12 protein-coding genes are annotated in these 13408 nt (G+C 72.8%); 9 read left to right on the forward strand and 3 right to left on the reverse strand.

Going from position 1 to position 13408, the window contains the following annotated elements; all coding sequences use genetic code 11:
- Nucleotides 1-100 precede the first annotated feature (100 nt).
- On the forward strand, nt 101-1405 hold the full coding sequence (locus tag FHY03_RS12190) for a PepSY domain-containing protein (RefSeq protein ID WP_183931047.1): 1305 nt from the start codon (nt 101-103) through the stop codon (nt 1403-1405).
- Nucleotides 1406-1441: 36 nt separating this feature from the next.
- Here FHY03_RS12190 and FHY03_RS21085 read toward each other — a convergent pair whose 3' ends face one another.
- The 3 genes from FHY03_RS21085 to FHY03_RS12200 form a co-directional block, all read right to left on the reverse strand.
- Nucleotides 1442-1576 (reverse strand): hypothetical protein, encoded by a 135-nt coding sequence (locus tag FHY03_RS21085; protein ID WP_260158892.1) that lies wholly within the window; start codon nt 1574-1576, stop codon nt 1442-1444.
- A 690-nt stretch (nt 1577-2266) separates the two neighbouring features.
- On the reverse strand, nt 2267-3241 hold the full coding sequence (locus tag FHY03_RS12195; RefSeq protein ID WP_183931049.1) for a DUF6607 family protein: 975 nt from the start codon (nt 3239-3241) through the stop codon (nt 2267-2269).
- A 12-nt stretch (nt 3242-3253) separates the two neighbouring features.
- Nucleotides 3254-5473, reverse strand: coding sequence for a TonB-dependent hemoglobin/transferrin/lactoferrin family receptor (locus FHY03_RS12200; RefSeq protein WP_183931051.1), 2220 nt, complete (start codon nt 5471-5473; stop codon nt 3254-3256).
- Between the two features lie 183 nt (nt 5474-5656).
- Between FHY03_RS12200 and FHY03_RS12205 the strand changes: the two genes are divergently transcribed.
- From FHY03_RS12205 to pal, 8 genes are all read left to right on the forward strand, one after another.
- Complete coding sequence (locus tag FHY03_RS12205; protein WP_183931053.1) at nt 5657-7705, forward strand: M3 family metallopeptidase; 2049 nt, start codon at nt 5657-5659, stop codon at nt 7703-7705.
- Entirely contained in the window at nt 7702-8196 is a 495-nt protein-coding gene (locus tag FHY03_RS12210) for an asparaginase domain-containing protein (RefSeq protein ID WP_183923878.1), read from the forward strand. The genes FHY03_RS12205 and FHY03_RS12210 overlap by 4 nt, the downstream gene beginning before the upstream one ends.
- Nucleotides 8197-8420: 224 nt before the next feature.
- Nucleotides 8421-8921 (forward strand): YbgC/FadM family acyl-CoA thioesterase, encoded by a 501-nt coding sequence (locus FHY03_RS12215; RefSeq protein WP_183923876.1) that lies wholly within the window; start codon nt 8421-8423, stop codon nt 8919-8921.
- A complete protein-coding gene (gene tolQ / locus FHY03_RS12220; RefSeq protein ID WP_183923874.1) occupies nt 8918-9610 on the forward strand; it encodes a protein TolQ in 693 nt (230 codons plus the stop codon). The genes FHY03_RS12215 and tolQ overlap by 4 nt, the downstream gene beginning before the upstream one ends.
- 12 nt (nt 9611-9622) lie before the next feature.
- Nucleotides 9623-10054 carry a protein TolR gene (gene tolR / locus FHY03_RS12225; RefSeq protein ID WP_183931055.1) on the forward strand — a complete coding sequence of 144 codons (432 nt, stop codon included), beginning with the start codon at nt 9623-9625 and terminating at the stop codon, nt 10052-10054.
- Nucleotides 10055-10061: 7 nt separating this feature from the next.
- Nucleotides 10062-11036 (forward strand): cell envelope biogenesis protein TolA, encoded by a 975-nt coding sequence (locus FHY03_RS12230; protein ID WP_183931057.1) that lies wholly within the window; start codon nt 10062-10064, stop codon nt 11034-11036.
- Nucleotides 11037-11311: 275 nt separating this feature from the next.
- Nucleotides 11312-12676: a Tol-Pal system beta propeller repeat protein TolB gene (gene tolB, locus FHY03_RS12235; protein ID WP_260158951.1), complete on the forward strand. Its 1365-nt coding sequence runs from the start codon at nt 11312-11314 to the stop codon at nt 12674-12676.
- A 68-nt stretch (nt 12677-12744) separates the two neighbouring features.
- Nucleotides 12745-13260 (forward strand): peptidoglycan-associated lipoprotein Pal, encoded by a 516-nt coding sequence (pal, locus tag FHY03_RS12240; protein WP_183931059.1) that lies wholly within the window; start codon nt 12745-12747, stop codon nt 13258-13260.
- Nucleotides 13261-13408 lie beyond the last annotated feature (148 nt).

The following is a 13408-nucleotide window of genomic DNA, read 5'->3' on the forward strand; positions in this document are numbered from 1 at the left end:
TGTCCGCGATGACCGTCGCTTCCTGCCGTACGCGCCCCGGTGAGCGCGTTGTTAACCATCTCTGCGCTACGTCGCGCACCGTCCAAGCGGAGCGGTGACGATGGCGGACCTGTATCGCGCGGTGTGGCGCTGGCATTTCTTCGCCGGCCTGCTCACGCTCCCCTTCCTGCTGTGGCTCGCGGTGACGGGCTCGCTCTATCTCTACAAGCCCGAGCTGGAGCGCGTCGTCTACGGCGACTGGCTGCGCGCCGCCCCCGGCGCACCTTTGTCGGCCGGCACGCTGACGGCGCGCGTCGAGCGCCAGACCGGCGGCCGCGTCGTCCAGCTGCTCCGTCCCGCGCGCGACGACGAGGCGTGGCGGATCACCTATGCCCTGCCCGAGGGCGCCACCCGAATGGCCTTCGTCGACCCGGGCGACGCGCGGATCGCCGGCACCACGACGCCGGGCGGGGTGATGCAGACGGTGAAGAAGCTTCACAGCCTCGCGCTGACCGGCTGGGTCGGCAATTGGCTGATCGAGATCGCGGCGGGCTGGTCGATCGTGCTGGTGCTGAGCGGGCTGTACCTGTGGTGGCAGCGCGGCCGCGCGCCCGCAATCGGCGTCCGCGGTTCGCCCGCCAAGCGGCTGTTCTGGCGCGACCTCCACGCCTCGACCGGGCTGGTGGCGGGCGCGGTGATCCTGTTCCTCTCGCTCAGCGGGCTGCCGTGGAGCGCGGTGTGGGGCCGCAACGTCCAGGCCGCGGCGGCGGGGGCGGGCTGGGGGCGTCCGGCCGCGCCGGTCGCGCCCGCGCTCGAGCACGCGCAGCACGATCTGCCCTGGTCGCTGCAGCAGCGGCCGATGCCGCACGGCTCGGCGCACGGGGGCGCGACTCACGGCGGCGCCACGATTACCGCCGACCAGGCGCTCGCCGCGGCGGCGCGGCACGGCGTGACGCGCGACTATACGCTGACCTGGCCCGCCGCTTCGGGCACACCGTGGCTGGTCAGCGCCAATCTCGGGCCGGCGCAGGCGGCGCATGTGATCTACGTCGACGCGGGCGACGGGCGCGTGCTGCAGGACGCGCGCTTCGACGAGTTCGGCGGCGCCGCGCGCGTGATCGAGTGGAGCGCCGCGGTCCACCAGGGCAAGCAATATGGCGAGCCCAACCGGCTGGTGATGCTCGCCGCCTGCGCCGCGCTGGCGCTGCTGTGCGCGAGCGCGCCCGTGATGTGGTGGAAGCGCCGCCCGCGCGGGCGCCTGGGTGCGCCGCCGGGGCAGAGCGGCGCCGGGCTGGTCGCGATCATGGGCGTCGCGGGGCTGCTCTTCCCGCTGACCGGGCTGACGATGGTGGCGGCTCTCGCGGCGCAGGCGGCGTGGCGCTGGCGAGTTCGCAGCGGCGCGCGACGGCTCGTCGCGGCGGAGTGAGGGGGCGGTGACGGCGGGATCGTCAGGCCGAGGACATCATGGCCGGAGACAGGAATCGTCGGGCGGATAGGCGATCGTGCCCAGGTTACCCAGCACCTGTCGCGCGAACAGCGCCGCGGGCTGACCTCCCGGCTCGCGTTCCGTCGCGGCCATACGGCGGAGCAGCGCCACCAGCGGGGCGGTGCAACCCCCGCGCCGGTGAGCAGCGCGACCGCGCGCCGCGCCGCCGCGGCCGAGGCGCTCAGCCGCTCCGTCGGTGGCGGCGTCCAATCGTAGCGGCGCCGGGCACGTCGATCGTCGGGCGTCTCGGCTGGCCCGGAGCGATCGAGCCGGTCACCCGCCGCGCCGACCGCCAGCGCCGCCGCGACGGTGCGGAGGTCGATGCCCGGGGTCGACGGCGTCCCCGCGGCGCCGTCGTCGTCGTGACCCAGCGCGAGCGCGGCGAAGGCGAGCGCCTCCGGCGGGGTGCGGATCAGTTCGGCCACGCGCGCATCGACGATGACCGCGTCCGCCTCGCGGCGCACGAACGGCGCCGCCACGGCCGCGTCGGAAAGGGTCACCCGCGGCGGTATGACGGTGGGCGGCAGCAGTCGCGCGAACGCGGCGGTCAACACCGCCGTCGCGTGTGCGCGATCGTCGTGCGCGGCGGCCGCGCGAGGCGAGACAGCAGGCGCCCCGGTCGCGAACGATCCGAGCAGCAGGACGAGGGCGGTGAGCATGATGCCGCTGGCCTCCTAAGAAGACCTCTCATCATAGACCGGTCGCGCTCGACCGGCGCGACCTGACCGACAAACCTCGCCACCTTGCCTCGGACGCGAGCGGCGGGACGCGTCGACCGATGTTATCGCCCGGGTCGGCGCCTCATTGCGCCGCCCGCCGCGCGATCACCGCACGGGCCGACGCCAGCGCCTGATCGGACGATCGCTCGCCGCGTGCGACCTCATCCGCGAGCTCGGTCAGCCCCTTGGCGCCGCTCACCGTCGGTGCGGGCGCTGCGTCGAGCGTGAGCTCGCCCGCGGCCTCGATCTTCGCTGCCCAGGCGGCGCGCACGCCGGCCCAATAGCGCGCGGTCTTCGCCCAATAAGCGTCGGCGGTCGCGACCGGCACGGTGCTGGACCTGACATAGGCGTTCACGCCCGTCTCATGCGCGATCGCGACCGGCGTGCCGTCGTTCGTGGCGAGCTTGGTATTGTCCTGCTCCTGTACCCAGCCGGCCGGGGTGAGCAGGTGACGGTTGACGCCGACATAATGGTCATAGGGCGGGTCGCGCTCGGCGTCGCGGCGCGCGAGCGGGCGCCGCGTCTCGTCGCTGGTCCAGCGCGCCACCCCGCCGTCGTAACGCCAGCGCCCGACCCCGCCGTAACGCGGCGAGTCGTCGACCTGCCACACCGTCTGCGACCAGGCGCCCCGTCGCGCCTCGGCGGAGAGCGCGCGCACCGCCCAGCGGTTCGGACCCGTGTTGCGCAGCACGGTCGCGGGCTCGTAGCGCCAGTCCTGCCGCCAATGTTTGATGACGCGCGCCGGCCCGTCTCGCCCGCGGAGCACGAGCAGATGTTGCAGCACGATCTGCCGCGGCGTGTCCTCGGCGACGCGCACCACTTCCTGCGCATGGACCGGCTTGGACGGGAGCAAGGTGTAGCCGGGCACCAGCGCCACCGTCTCGCGCAGGTCGAAGGTGACGTCAAAGGCGCCCGCCATGGCGAGGATCGAGCGCCGGTCACGCGCCTCGTCGCCGTAGAGCGGCGCATCGGGCGACGCGACGGCGGTCGGCACGGCGACGGACGCCAGCGCGGGCGTCGCGAGCGCGAGCGCGGGGGCGAGCAGCGGGGACAGCATCGGGCGACTCCTTCAGAAACGCTGGGTGAGCGACACGGCGGCGGTGCGTCCGGCCTGCGAGTAGGCGTCGCGCGCGGACGCGTCGGCGGCGAGGTCGCGCACGTCGCTCCAGCGGAAATAGCGCCGGTCGGTGAGGTTGAAGACGCCCGCGCGCAGCGTCGCACCGCCGCGCAGCGCCAGCGCGGCGGTGGCGTCGAGCACCCAGAAGCCGGGCGGAGTGAAGCAGCGCTCGCTGCCGTCCCCGCAGGTCGGCGGGACGTCGCCGGCATGCTTGTGTGCGGCATGGGTGAGGTCGATCGCGCCGCTGAGCACCGCGTCGTCGGGGCGATAGAACAGCCCGGTGACCAGCGTGAACGGGTCGACGCTGTCGAGCGGCAGCGCGTCGGGTGCGTCGGGCGCGCGTGTCCGCCCGCGCGCATAGGTCGCGGCGGCGTGGAGCCCGGCACCGCCGTCGAGGCGCCACTCGCCCTTCGCCTCGACGCCGCGGATCGTCACGCGATAGCGGTTGATGTAGCGATATACCGCCGGGTCGGCCGCGGTGAACCGGCCGGCGACCAGCGCCTGGTCGATGAAGTCGCGGAAGCGGCTGTCGAATACCGTCCCGCTCAGCGACCAGCGCGGCGCCACCAGCCGGGTGCCGGCCTCGACGCTGCGGCTCGTCTCGGGGCGGAGCGCGGGGTTGGGCTGCGAGCTGTAATGGGCCACCGGGTTGACGAAGCCGTTGTTGACCTGGCTCGGCTCGGGCGGGCGAAAGCCCTCGCTGTAGTTGGCGAACAGTCGCACCAGCGCGCCCGCCCGCGCCACCGCGCCCAGCCGCGGCGTCCAGCGCGCGCCGTGCTGCGACCGGGCCGCGAAGGCGGTGAAGAGCGGGTCAACGCGGGGCGTCAGCGCGTAACGGTCGTGGCGCAGCGCGGGGAACAGCGTCAGCGCGCCGCCCGCCAGCGCGATCTCGTCCTGCGCGAACAGGCCGAGATGCGCGTCGTCGGTGGTGGGAAAGGCGCGCGTCGGGAAATGATCCCCGGCCGGCGGCACCAGCCCGTCGCGCAGCCCGCGCTGGCACAGATGCGCATAGTCGGCGCCATAGACGAGACGGTGGGTGATGCCGCCGGTCGTCGCGCGCGAGTCGAGCTGGAGCAGCCCGCCGTACAGCGCATTGTCGAACAGGTTGCGGCGCACGCGGTCAGGCGCCGCGAGGCGGTCCTCCCAGCTGTTCTGCGCGCTGGTGCTGCTCTGGACATAGGCGGCGGCGCGGATGCCGGCGAGCGCCCCGCTGCCCTGATAGGCATAGTCGATCGTGCCGCGCGCGCGTCCGAGCCGGTCGAGCGCGGTCAGCCCGATCACCGATCGCGCGGTGAGCGGCGGCAGTGCGTGCGCGCTCAGCACGTCGGTGGCGACGGTCGAGGCGAGCCGCTCATAGGTCAGCCGCACGCGGCTGCGCGCGCCCGGCGTCCAGGCGAGCCGTGCGAGCAGCGCGTCCGACGCGCTGTCCTGCGGATCGGGCGCGGTGCGGAGCGGCGAGGCGCTGGTGTCGCTGCCCCGGTTGCGCGGGGCATGGCCGTCGCGGCGGGTATAGGCCAGCATCGCCGACAGTGCGCCGTCTCGCCCGGCGACCGTCAGCCCCTTGGTCCAGCTCGCGTCCGACCCGTCATAGCCGATCCGCGCGCCGCCGCCGACGCGGGCGTCCGCCGCGAGCAGGTCGGCCGGATCCTTGGTGATGAAGCTCACCGCACCGGCGACGCCGTCGCTGCCGTACAACGCCGAGGCCGGGCCGCGCAGCAGCTCGACCGAGCGGATCAGGTCGAGATCGACATAGTCGCCGCGGCCGACCGATTGCGCGCCGAAACCGAAGGCATCGGGCACGCGCACGCCGTCCACCGTGATCATCACGCGATTGCCGTCGAGCCCGCGAACGGTGAAGCCGCTGTCGCGGTCGCGCCCCGTGCTGCTCCCCGCCGCGCTGAAGCGCGCCGGCGCGCGCCGCACCGAGACGCCCGGTTCGTAGCGTACGAGCGCCTTGATCCCGCCGGCGAGCTGGTCAGCGATCGTCTCCGCACCGATCACGGTGACGGTGACCGGCACGTCCTCCGCCGGCTTCGCCGCGCGCGTCGCGGTCACGGTGACCTCGGCGGGCGCGTCGCTTGCCGGCGGGGTCGGTGCCGCGTCCGCCGACGGCGCGCCGCCGGCCAGTGCCGCCGCGGCGGCGGCGCCGAACCATGGTTGATATCTCCCCATCACGCGCGATCCCCTTTCACGCGCACTGCTAGTGCGAGTCGTTCGCATCACGCAAGGGCGGGCGGGTAAGCCTTTGGCGGTCGGTCGAGCGGGCGGGCCGGCAGCGGTCGCGACTCGCCTCGCGACCCGGAATCGCGGCGCCACTCTGGCAAGCCGCTCCCGCCGTCCCTATCATCGCGGGTGATGACCGACACCGACCTGCTCGACCCTATCGCGCTGCCCGACTATGCCGCGCTGACCCCCGCCACCATCGCCCGCGCGCTCGACGCCGCGATTGCGCGCCACGCCGAGGCGGTCGCCACCGTCACGCGCGAGCGCCCGACCGACTTCGCCGCCGCCTGGCTGCCGCTCGAGCGCGCCGAGGCGGCGATCGACGCTCTGTGGTCGGCGGTGTCGCACCTGCGCGGCGTCGCCGACACGCCCGAGCTGCGCGCCGCGCATGCCGCCGGGCAGGAGAAGCTGGTCGAGCACAGCATGAAGGTCGCGCAGAACCGCGACCTCTACGAGGTGCTCACCGCGCTTGAGGCGTCGGCCGCCTTCGCCGCGCTGCCGCGGCAGGACCGTGTCGCGGTGGAACATGCGGTGCGCGACTTCCGCCTCGCCGGCGTCGCGCTCGACGCCGAGAAGCGCGAGCGCTTCGCCGCGATCTCGGTCGAGCTCTCCGCGCTCTCGACCGAGTTCGGCAGCGCGTTGCTCGACGCCACCGACGCCTGGACTCTCGCGATCGCGGACAAGGCGCGGCTCGCCGGCCTGTCCGACGCGGACAAGGCGATGTTCGCCGCCGCCGCCAGGGCCAAGGGGCAGGACGGCTGGCTCGTCACGCTGCAGCAGCCGAGCGTCACCGCGGTGCTGACGTTCGCCGAGGACCGCGACCTGCGCGAGGCGGTGTACCGCGCCTATGGCACGCGCGCCTCGGATCAGGGGCCGAACGCGGGCCAGTTCGACAACGGCCCGCGGATCGCGCGCATCCTCGCCTTGCGCCGCGAGGCGGCGGGGTTGCTCGGCTTCACCGACCCGGTGGAATGGTCGCTCGCCACCAAGATGGCGCCCAACGCGGGGGAGGTGCTGACCTTCCTGCGCGACCTCGCCCGCCGCGCGCGCCCCGCCGCGCAGCGCGACCGCGACACGCTGGAGGCGTTCGCGCGCGACACGCTCGGGCTCGACCGGCTCGAGCCGTGGGATGCGGGCTTCGCCGCCAACCGGCTGCGCCAGGCGCGCTACGCGGTCGACGAGCAGGAGGTGCGCGGCTATTTCCCGGTCGAGCGCGTCACCGCGGGCTGGCAGGCGCTGCTCGGGCGGCTGTTCGGGCTCCAGCTGGTCGCGCGGGACGACGTCGCCACCTATCACGCCGACGCCACTTACTACGACGTGGTCGACGACGCGGGCGAGACCTTCGCCGGCCTGTACCTCGACCTCCACGCGCGCCCGGGCAAGCGCGGCGGCGCGTGGATGGCGCAGGCGCGCCCGCGGCTGCGCGACGGCAACACGGTCCGCGTGCCGGTCGCCTATCTCGTCTGCAACTTCGCGCCCAAGAGCCCCGACGCGCCCTCGCTGCTGAGCCACAACGACGTGGTGACGCTGCTGCACGAGACCGGCCACTGCCTCCACCACCTGTTCACGCGCGTCGACCGCCCCTCGATCGCGGGGACGAGCGGGTTCGAGTGGGACGCGGTGGAGCTGCCGAGCCAGCTGATGGAGGATTTCGCCTGGGACCGCGACGTGCTCACCGGCATGTCGGGGCACCACGCGACCGGCGCGCCGCTGCCGCCCGAGTTGTTCGAGAAGATGGTGGCGGCGCGGCGCTTCCAGTCGGGGCTGTTCATCGTCCGCCAGCTCGAGTTCGCGCTGTTCGACCTGCTGCTCCACCTCGGCACGCTCGGCAGCGACCCGATGGAGGTGATCGAGGCGGTGCGCGACGAGGTGGCGGTGATCCGCCCGCCCGAATGGCACCGTTTCCCGCACGGCTTCGCGCATATCTTCGCGGGCGGCTATGCCTCGGGCTATTACAGCTATCTCTGGGCCGAGGTGCTGGCCGCGGACGGTTTCGGCAAGTTCGCCGAGAACGGGCTGGTCGATCGCGCCACCGGCACCGCGCTGCGCGAGGAAGTGCTGGCGCGCGGCGCGACGCGGCCCGCGGCGGAGAGCTTCCGTGCCTTCCGCGGGCGCGACCCGGACCCGGCGGCGATGCTGGCGCGCCACGGCCTTCTCGAAGGTGTTGAGGGGGAGGCGTGAGCCTGCTCGTCGTCACTACCGGCGGCACGATCGACAAGCTCTATTTCGACGCGCTGAGCGAGTATCAGATCGGCGACAGCGTGGTGGAGCGCGTGCTGCGCCAGGCGCGCGTGGCGCTGCCGTTCCGCGTGGTGGAGCTGCTGCGCAAGGACAGCCTCGACCTCACCGACGCCGACCGCGCCGCGATCGTTGCGGCCGTGGCGGCGGCGCCCGAGACGCGCGCGGTGATCACGCACGGTACCGACACGATGACCGACACCGCCGCGGCGCTGCTGGCGGCGGGGGCGGGGGTCGCGGGCAAGACGATCGTGCTGGTGGGGGCGTTGGCGCCGGCGCGCTTCGCCGACAGCGATGCGCCGTTCAACCTCGGCATGGCGGTGGCCGCGGCGCAGACCGCCGCGCCGGGCGTGTGGATCGCGATGAACGGCACGGTGTTCGACGGCGCCAGGGTACGCAAGGACCGCTCGGTCAACAGCTTCGTGGCGAGGTGAACGCTGACTCATCCTCCCCTGAAAGGGTGGTGGCAGCGCGAAGCGCTGACGGAGGGGTGTAAACAGTCGTGAGGACATTCTCCCTCACCGGCGTCGACACCCCTCCGTCAGGCCTGCGGCCTGCCACCTCCCCTTGCAGGGGAGGATCAAGCCCCCCCCAGCTGACCCACGTCACGCCCATGCGGGGTTCCCACCCCCCGGCGCATCGGTTACCAGCCCTAGCCATGACGGCGGGCGTGCACGATCAGCCAGCAGAGGGGCGGTTCGCGGGGAGGGTGCATCTCTTCCCGCTGCGCGTCTATTTCGAGGACACCGATCTCTCCGGCGTGGTCTACCACGCCAATTACCTGCGCTACATGGAGCGCGCCCGCTCCGACATGCTCCACGTCGCCGGCATCGACCAGCGCGCGCATCACGAGGCGGGCGGCGGCGCCTATGCCATCGCCGACCTGCACATCCGCTACGCCGCGCCCGCGCGGCTCGGCGACGCGCTGCTGGTCGAGAGCGAGGTCGCGCAGGCGCGCGCCGCCAGCGTGGTCATTCATCAGACAGTCAGGCGCGGCGCGGAAATGCTGGCGCGGGCAGAGGTCACCGCGGCGCTGGTCGGCGCCGACGGTCGGCCGCGGCGCCAGCCGGCGGCCTGGCTCGAGCAGTTCCGCCGCCTCGCCGCCACCGCCGCGGCGGATACCGCGACGGTCGACACCACAGGGGAAGAGACGCCGTGAATCCGATCTTGCAGACCGACGCCGCGACGCTGTCGCCGATCGCGCTGTTCCTCCAGGCCGACTGGGTGGTGAAGGGCGTGATGCTCGGGCTGCTGCTCGCCAGTATCTGGACCTGGGCGATCATCATCGGCTTCTGGCTCAAGCTCGGCCGCACCAAGAAGAAGAGCGCGCAGTTCGAGCGCGACTTCTGGAAGGCGGACGACATCGACGCCTTCTACAAGAGCAACGGCCAGAGCGACCTGCCGTCCGCGCGCGTGCTCGCCGCGGGCGTCACCGAGTGGCGCCGTTCCACCCACGGCAACGTGATCGACCGCGACGGCACGCGCGAGCGGCTCGGCACCGTCATGGGCGCGGCGGTGGCCAAGGAGATCGACGACATCTCGGACCGGCTCAACGTGCTCGCCACGGTCGGCTCGGTGGCGCCGTTCGTCGGGCTGTTCGGCACCGTCTGGGGCATCATGCGCAGCTTCACCGCGATTGCGAGCCAGCAGAACACCAGCCTCTCGGTGGTGGCGCCGGGCATTGCCGAGGCGCTGTTCGCCACCGCGATCGGGCTGTTCGCGGCGATCCCCGCCGTGATCGCCTACAATCGCTTCGGCCATGCGATCAACCGCATCGAGGCGCGGCTCAACCGCTTCGCCGACGGCTTCCACGCCACGCTGTCGCGCCAGCTCGACGGCGAGCGCTGAGGGCTAACGCACATGGCGATGAACCTCCCCTCCAGCCGCGGCAAGGGCCGCAAGGCGCCGATGGCGGAGATCAACGTGACGCCGCTGGTCGACGTCATGCTGGTGCTGCTGATCATCTTCATGGTCACCGCGCCGCTGCTGACCCAGGGCGTGCCGGTGAACCTGCCCGACAGCCGCGCCAAGCCGCTCGACCAGGACCAGCAGCCGACCGAGATCTCGCTCGACGAGCAGGGCCGTATCTTCGTCGCCAAGGAGGAGGTGCCCGCCGACGCGCTGCCGTCGCGGCTCGCCGCCATTGCCGCGAAGGGAACGGAAGGCCAGCCGCCGCAGGTCTTCCTGCGCGCCGACCGCGGGCTCGACTATGGCCGGGTGATGCGCGTGATGGGCGAGCTCAACCGCGCCGGGCTCAACCGCGTCGCGCTCGTCACGGTCGGCGAGGACTGACGCCGACGTGGAACGCGCCGAGAAGATCGGGCTGGGAGTCGCGGCGGCCGGGCATGTCTTGCTCTTCGGCCTGCTGTCGGTCGGCTTCCTCGACACGCCCAACCCGATCAAGCTGAAGCAGAACCCGGTCGAGGTCAGCCTCGTGCAGGACGTTGCGCTCGAGGCCGCCGCGCCCGCCGCGACCGAGCCGCCGTCGCAGCGCGTGTCGCCCGAGGCGGGCGAGCCGGTCGACTCGCCGCCGCCCGCCGCGGCGCCCCCCGCGCCGGTGCCCGCCCCCGCGCCGGTCCCCGAGCCGCGCCCCGAGCCCAAGCCGGAACCGAAGCCCGCGCCGCCGAAACCGGCGCCGCCCAAGCCCGCGCCGCCGAAGCCGGCGCCCGCGCCTAAGCCCGAGCCAAAGCCGCAGCCCAAGCCCAAGCCGGCGCCGGCGGCGGAGAAGGCGCCGGCCAAGTCCGCGCCGACCAAGCAGCAGAGCGCGGCGAGCGCGCCGAGCAAGGCCAAGGCGCCCGCCGCCGCGGCCAAGGGCAGCGGCAAGACCGAGACCGCCAAGGCCGAGCGCGCCAAGGGCGGCCGGCTCGGCAGCGACTTCCTCAAGGGGCTCACCGCGGAGAAGAGCAGCGCCAAGGAGAGCGACGCGCCGCCGTCCGCGGCACGGGTCGACGCGCGCGCGCTGGCGGGGATCCAGCAGGCGATCGCGCGCCAGATCCAGCCCTGCGCCGACCGCCAGGTCGATCCCGGCCCCGGCGCCAACCAGATCGTCACCACGCTCAACCTGCGGCTCAACCGCGACGGCACGCTGGCGGCGGTGCCGACGGTGGTGCGCCAGTCGGGCGTCGACGACGACAACCAGCGCTACGCGCGGCGCGTGGTCGATCTCGGCGTCGCCGCGTTCAAGGGCTGCTCGCCGCTCAAGCTGCCGGCCGAATATTACGCCACCGCCAACGGGGGGTGGAGCAACATCAACTACAATTGGAAACTGCGGTGATGCGACTCCGACTCTGCGGTTCTACGCCCTTCCGCCGGGCCTCTTCCCTGACCGCCGCCGCGCTGCCGGTGGGGGGACTAACATCGCCCGCTACACCCACTCCGTCATGCCGGACTTGGTCCGGGATCCAGGGTGCTGCAAACTCGTTGAGCGCGGCGCGCGCGGGCCGGTGGATCCCGGACCAAGTCCGGGATGACGGAAGAGGGGCGGGGCGCAGGCGCGGAACCATCATCGGTGCGCTGGCGCCCACCGCGCTCCTCGCCTCCGCCGCCGCGCTGCTCGCCACCCCCGCCGCGGCGCAGCTCGTCCCGCCCGCCGGCGCCCCCGCCGCGCCCGCGCCCGCGCAGCAGCCCGGCACGCCCGTGGGCCAGACCCCGCCGCCGCTCGAGGTGGACGTCACCGGCGGCATCTCGGCGCCGATGCCGATCGCGATCCCGCCGATGCCGACCCAGTCGGTGGTGCAGACTCCCGCCGGCCCGACCGACCGGCTCGGCCGCCAGCTCAGCGAGATCGTCGCCAACGACCTGCGCAACTCCGGGCTGTTCAACCCGCTGGCAGGTGCCGCGACGCGCGCGATCGCCTTTCCCGAGGTGACCGCGCCCACCTACGACTATTGGGGCGGCTCGGGCGCGCAGGCGCTGGTGCAGGGCTATATCCGCGCCAATGGCGACGGCACGCTGACGGTGGGCTGCTACCTCTATGACGTCTCGGCGCGCACCGAGCTGACGCGCCAGGGCTTCGTCGTGCCGCCGTCGGACTGGCGTCGCGCCGCGCACAAATGCGCCGACATGGTCTATACCCGCCTCACCGGCGAGGGCGCCTATTTCGACAGCCGCGTCGTCTATGTCAGCGAGACCGGGCCCAAGGCCAACCGCATCAAGCGGCTCGCGATCATGGACCAGGACGGCGCCAACAGCCGCTTCCTCACCGCCGGCTCGTCGATCGTGCTGACGCCGCGCTTCGCGCCCAACCAGCAGTCGATCGTCTATATGAGCTACGTGGGACGGACGCCCGCCATCTATGTCTACGAGCTCGGCTCGGGGCGGCAGCGGCTGGTGGTGCAGAACGTCGCCACCACCTTCGCGCCGCGCTTCTCGCCGGACGGGCGCTACATTCTTTTCTCGATGGCGCAGGCGGGCAACACCGACCTGTACCGCGTCTCGGCTGCGGGCGGCACGCCGCAGCGGCTGACCAACTCGCCCGGCATCGACACCGGCGGCAGCTATTCGCCCGACGGCTCCCGGATCGTGTTCGAGAGCGATCGCTCGGGCGGACAGCAGATCTACGTGATGAACGCCGACGGCTCGAACCAGCAGCGCATCAGCTTCGGCGGCGGGCGCTACGCCACGCCGGTGTGGAGCCCGCGCGGCGACCTGATCGCCTTCACCAAGATCCAGGGCGCGTTCCGCATCGGCATCATGAGTCCGAACGGCTCCGGCGAGAAGCTGCTGACCAACAGCTGGCAGGACGAGGGACCGTCGTGGAGCCCCAACGGCCGCGTGCTGATGTTCTTCCGCCAGGGCCGCGGCAACGCCGGCAAGGCCGATCTGTGGTCGGTCGACCTGACGGGCGTCAACGAGCGCCGCGTGCCGACGCCGCTCGACGGCTCGGATCCGGCCTGGGGGCCATTGCGCCCGTGAGCGGAAGCGGCGACACTCGATCCTGAGATACGATGACCAAGACATTGGCGAACATGGGAGAACAAGCGATGGCACGACTGACGACCACCCTGTTGATGGCGACCGCCCTTGTGGCCACCGCGGCCTGCTCGAAGAAGCGCCCCGACGTGCTGCCGCCCGCCCCCGGCGGCGCCCCCGAGACGCCCCCGCCGCCCTCGACCGACCCCAATGGCGGGATTACGCCGGGCTCGGCGGCCGATTTCAAGCGCTCGGCGCAGAGCGACACGGTGCTGTTCGGGCTCGACATGTACGACATCGACGGCACCGCGCGCGGTATCCTCGACAGCCAGGCGGCGTGGCTGACGCGCTATCCCAACGTGCGCATCACGGTGGAGGGCCATGCCGACGAGCGCGGCACGCGCGAGTATAACCTGGCGCTGGGCGACCGCCGCGCCAATGCGGCGAAGAACTATCTGGTGGCGCGCGGCATCGCGCCGGCGCGGATCACCACGATCAGCTACGGCAAGGAGCGTCCGGTCGCGCTCGGCTCGGACGAGGAGAGCTGGGCGCAGAACCGCCGCGCCGTCACCGTCGTGGTGGGCTGATCCGATCGCGCCCGACCCGGATCGGCGATCGGGCGCGATAATCACCGCGTTGCGTCACCCAAGATGGTGAGTGTCCCTGCGGGCTTTGATCGAAGTAATTGACAAGATGAGGGTCGTGGCTTTGTTGCTTTCGAGCAACAGAGTTGCG

It is taken from the genome of Sphingomonas sp. BK345, assembly GCF_014193845.1.
Classification (GTDB): domain Bacteria; phylum Pseudomonadota; class Alphaproteobacteria; order Sphingomonadales; family Sphingomonadaceae; genus Sphingomonas.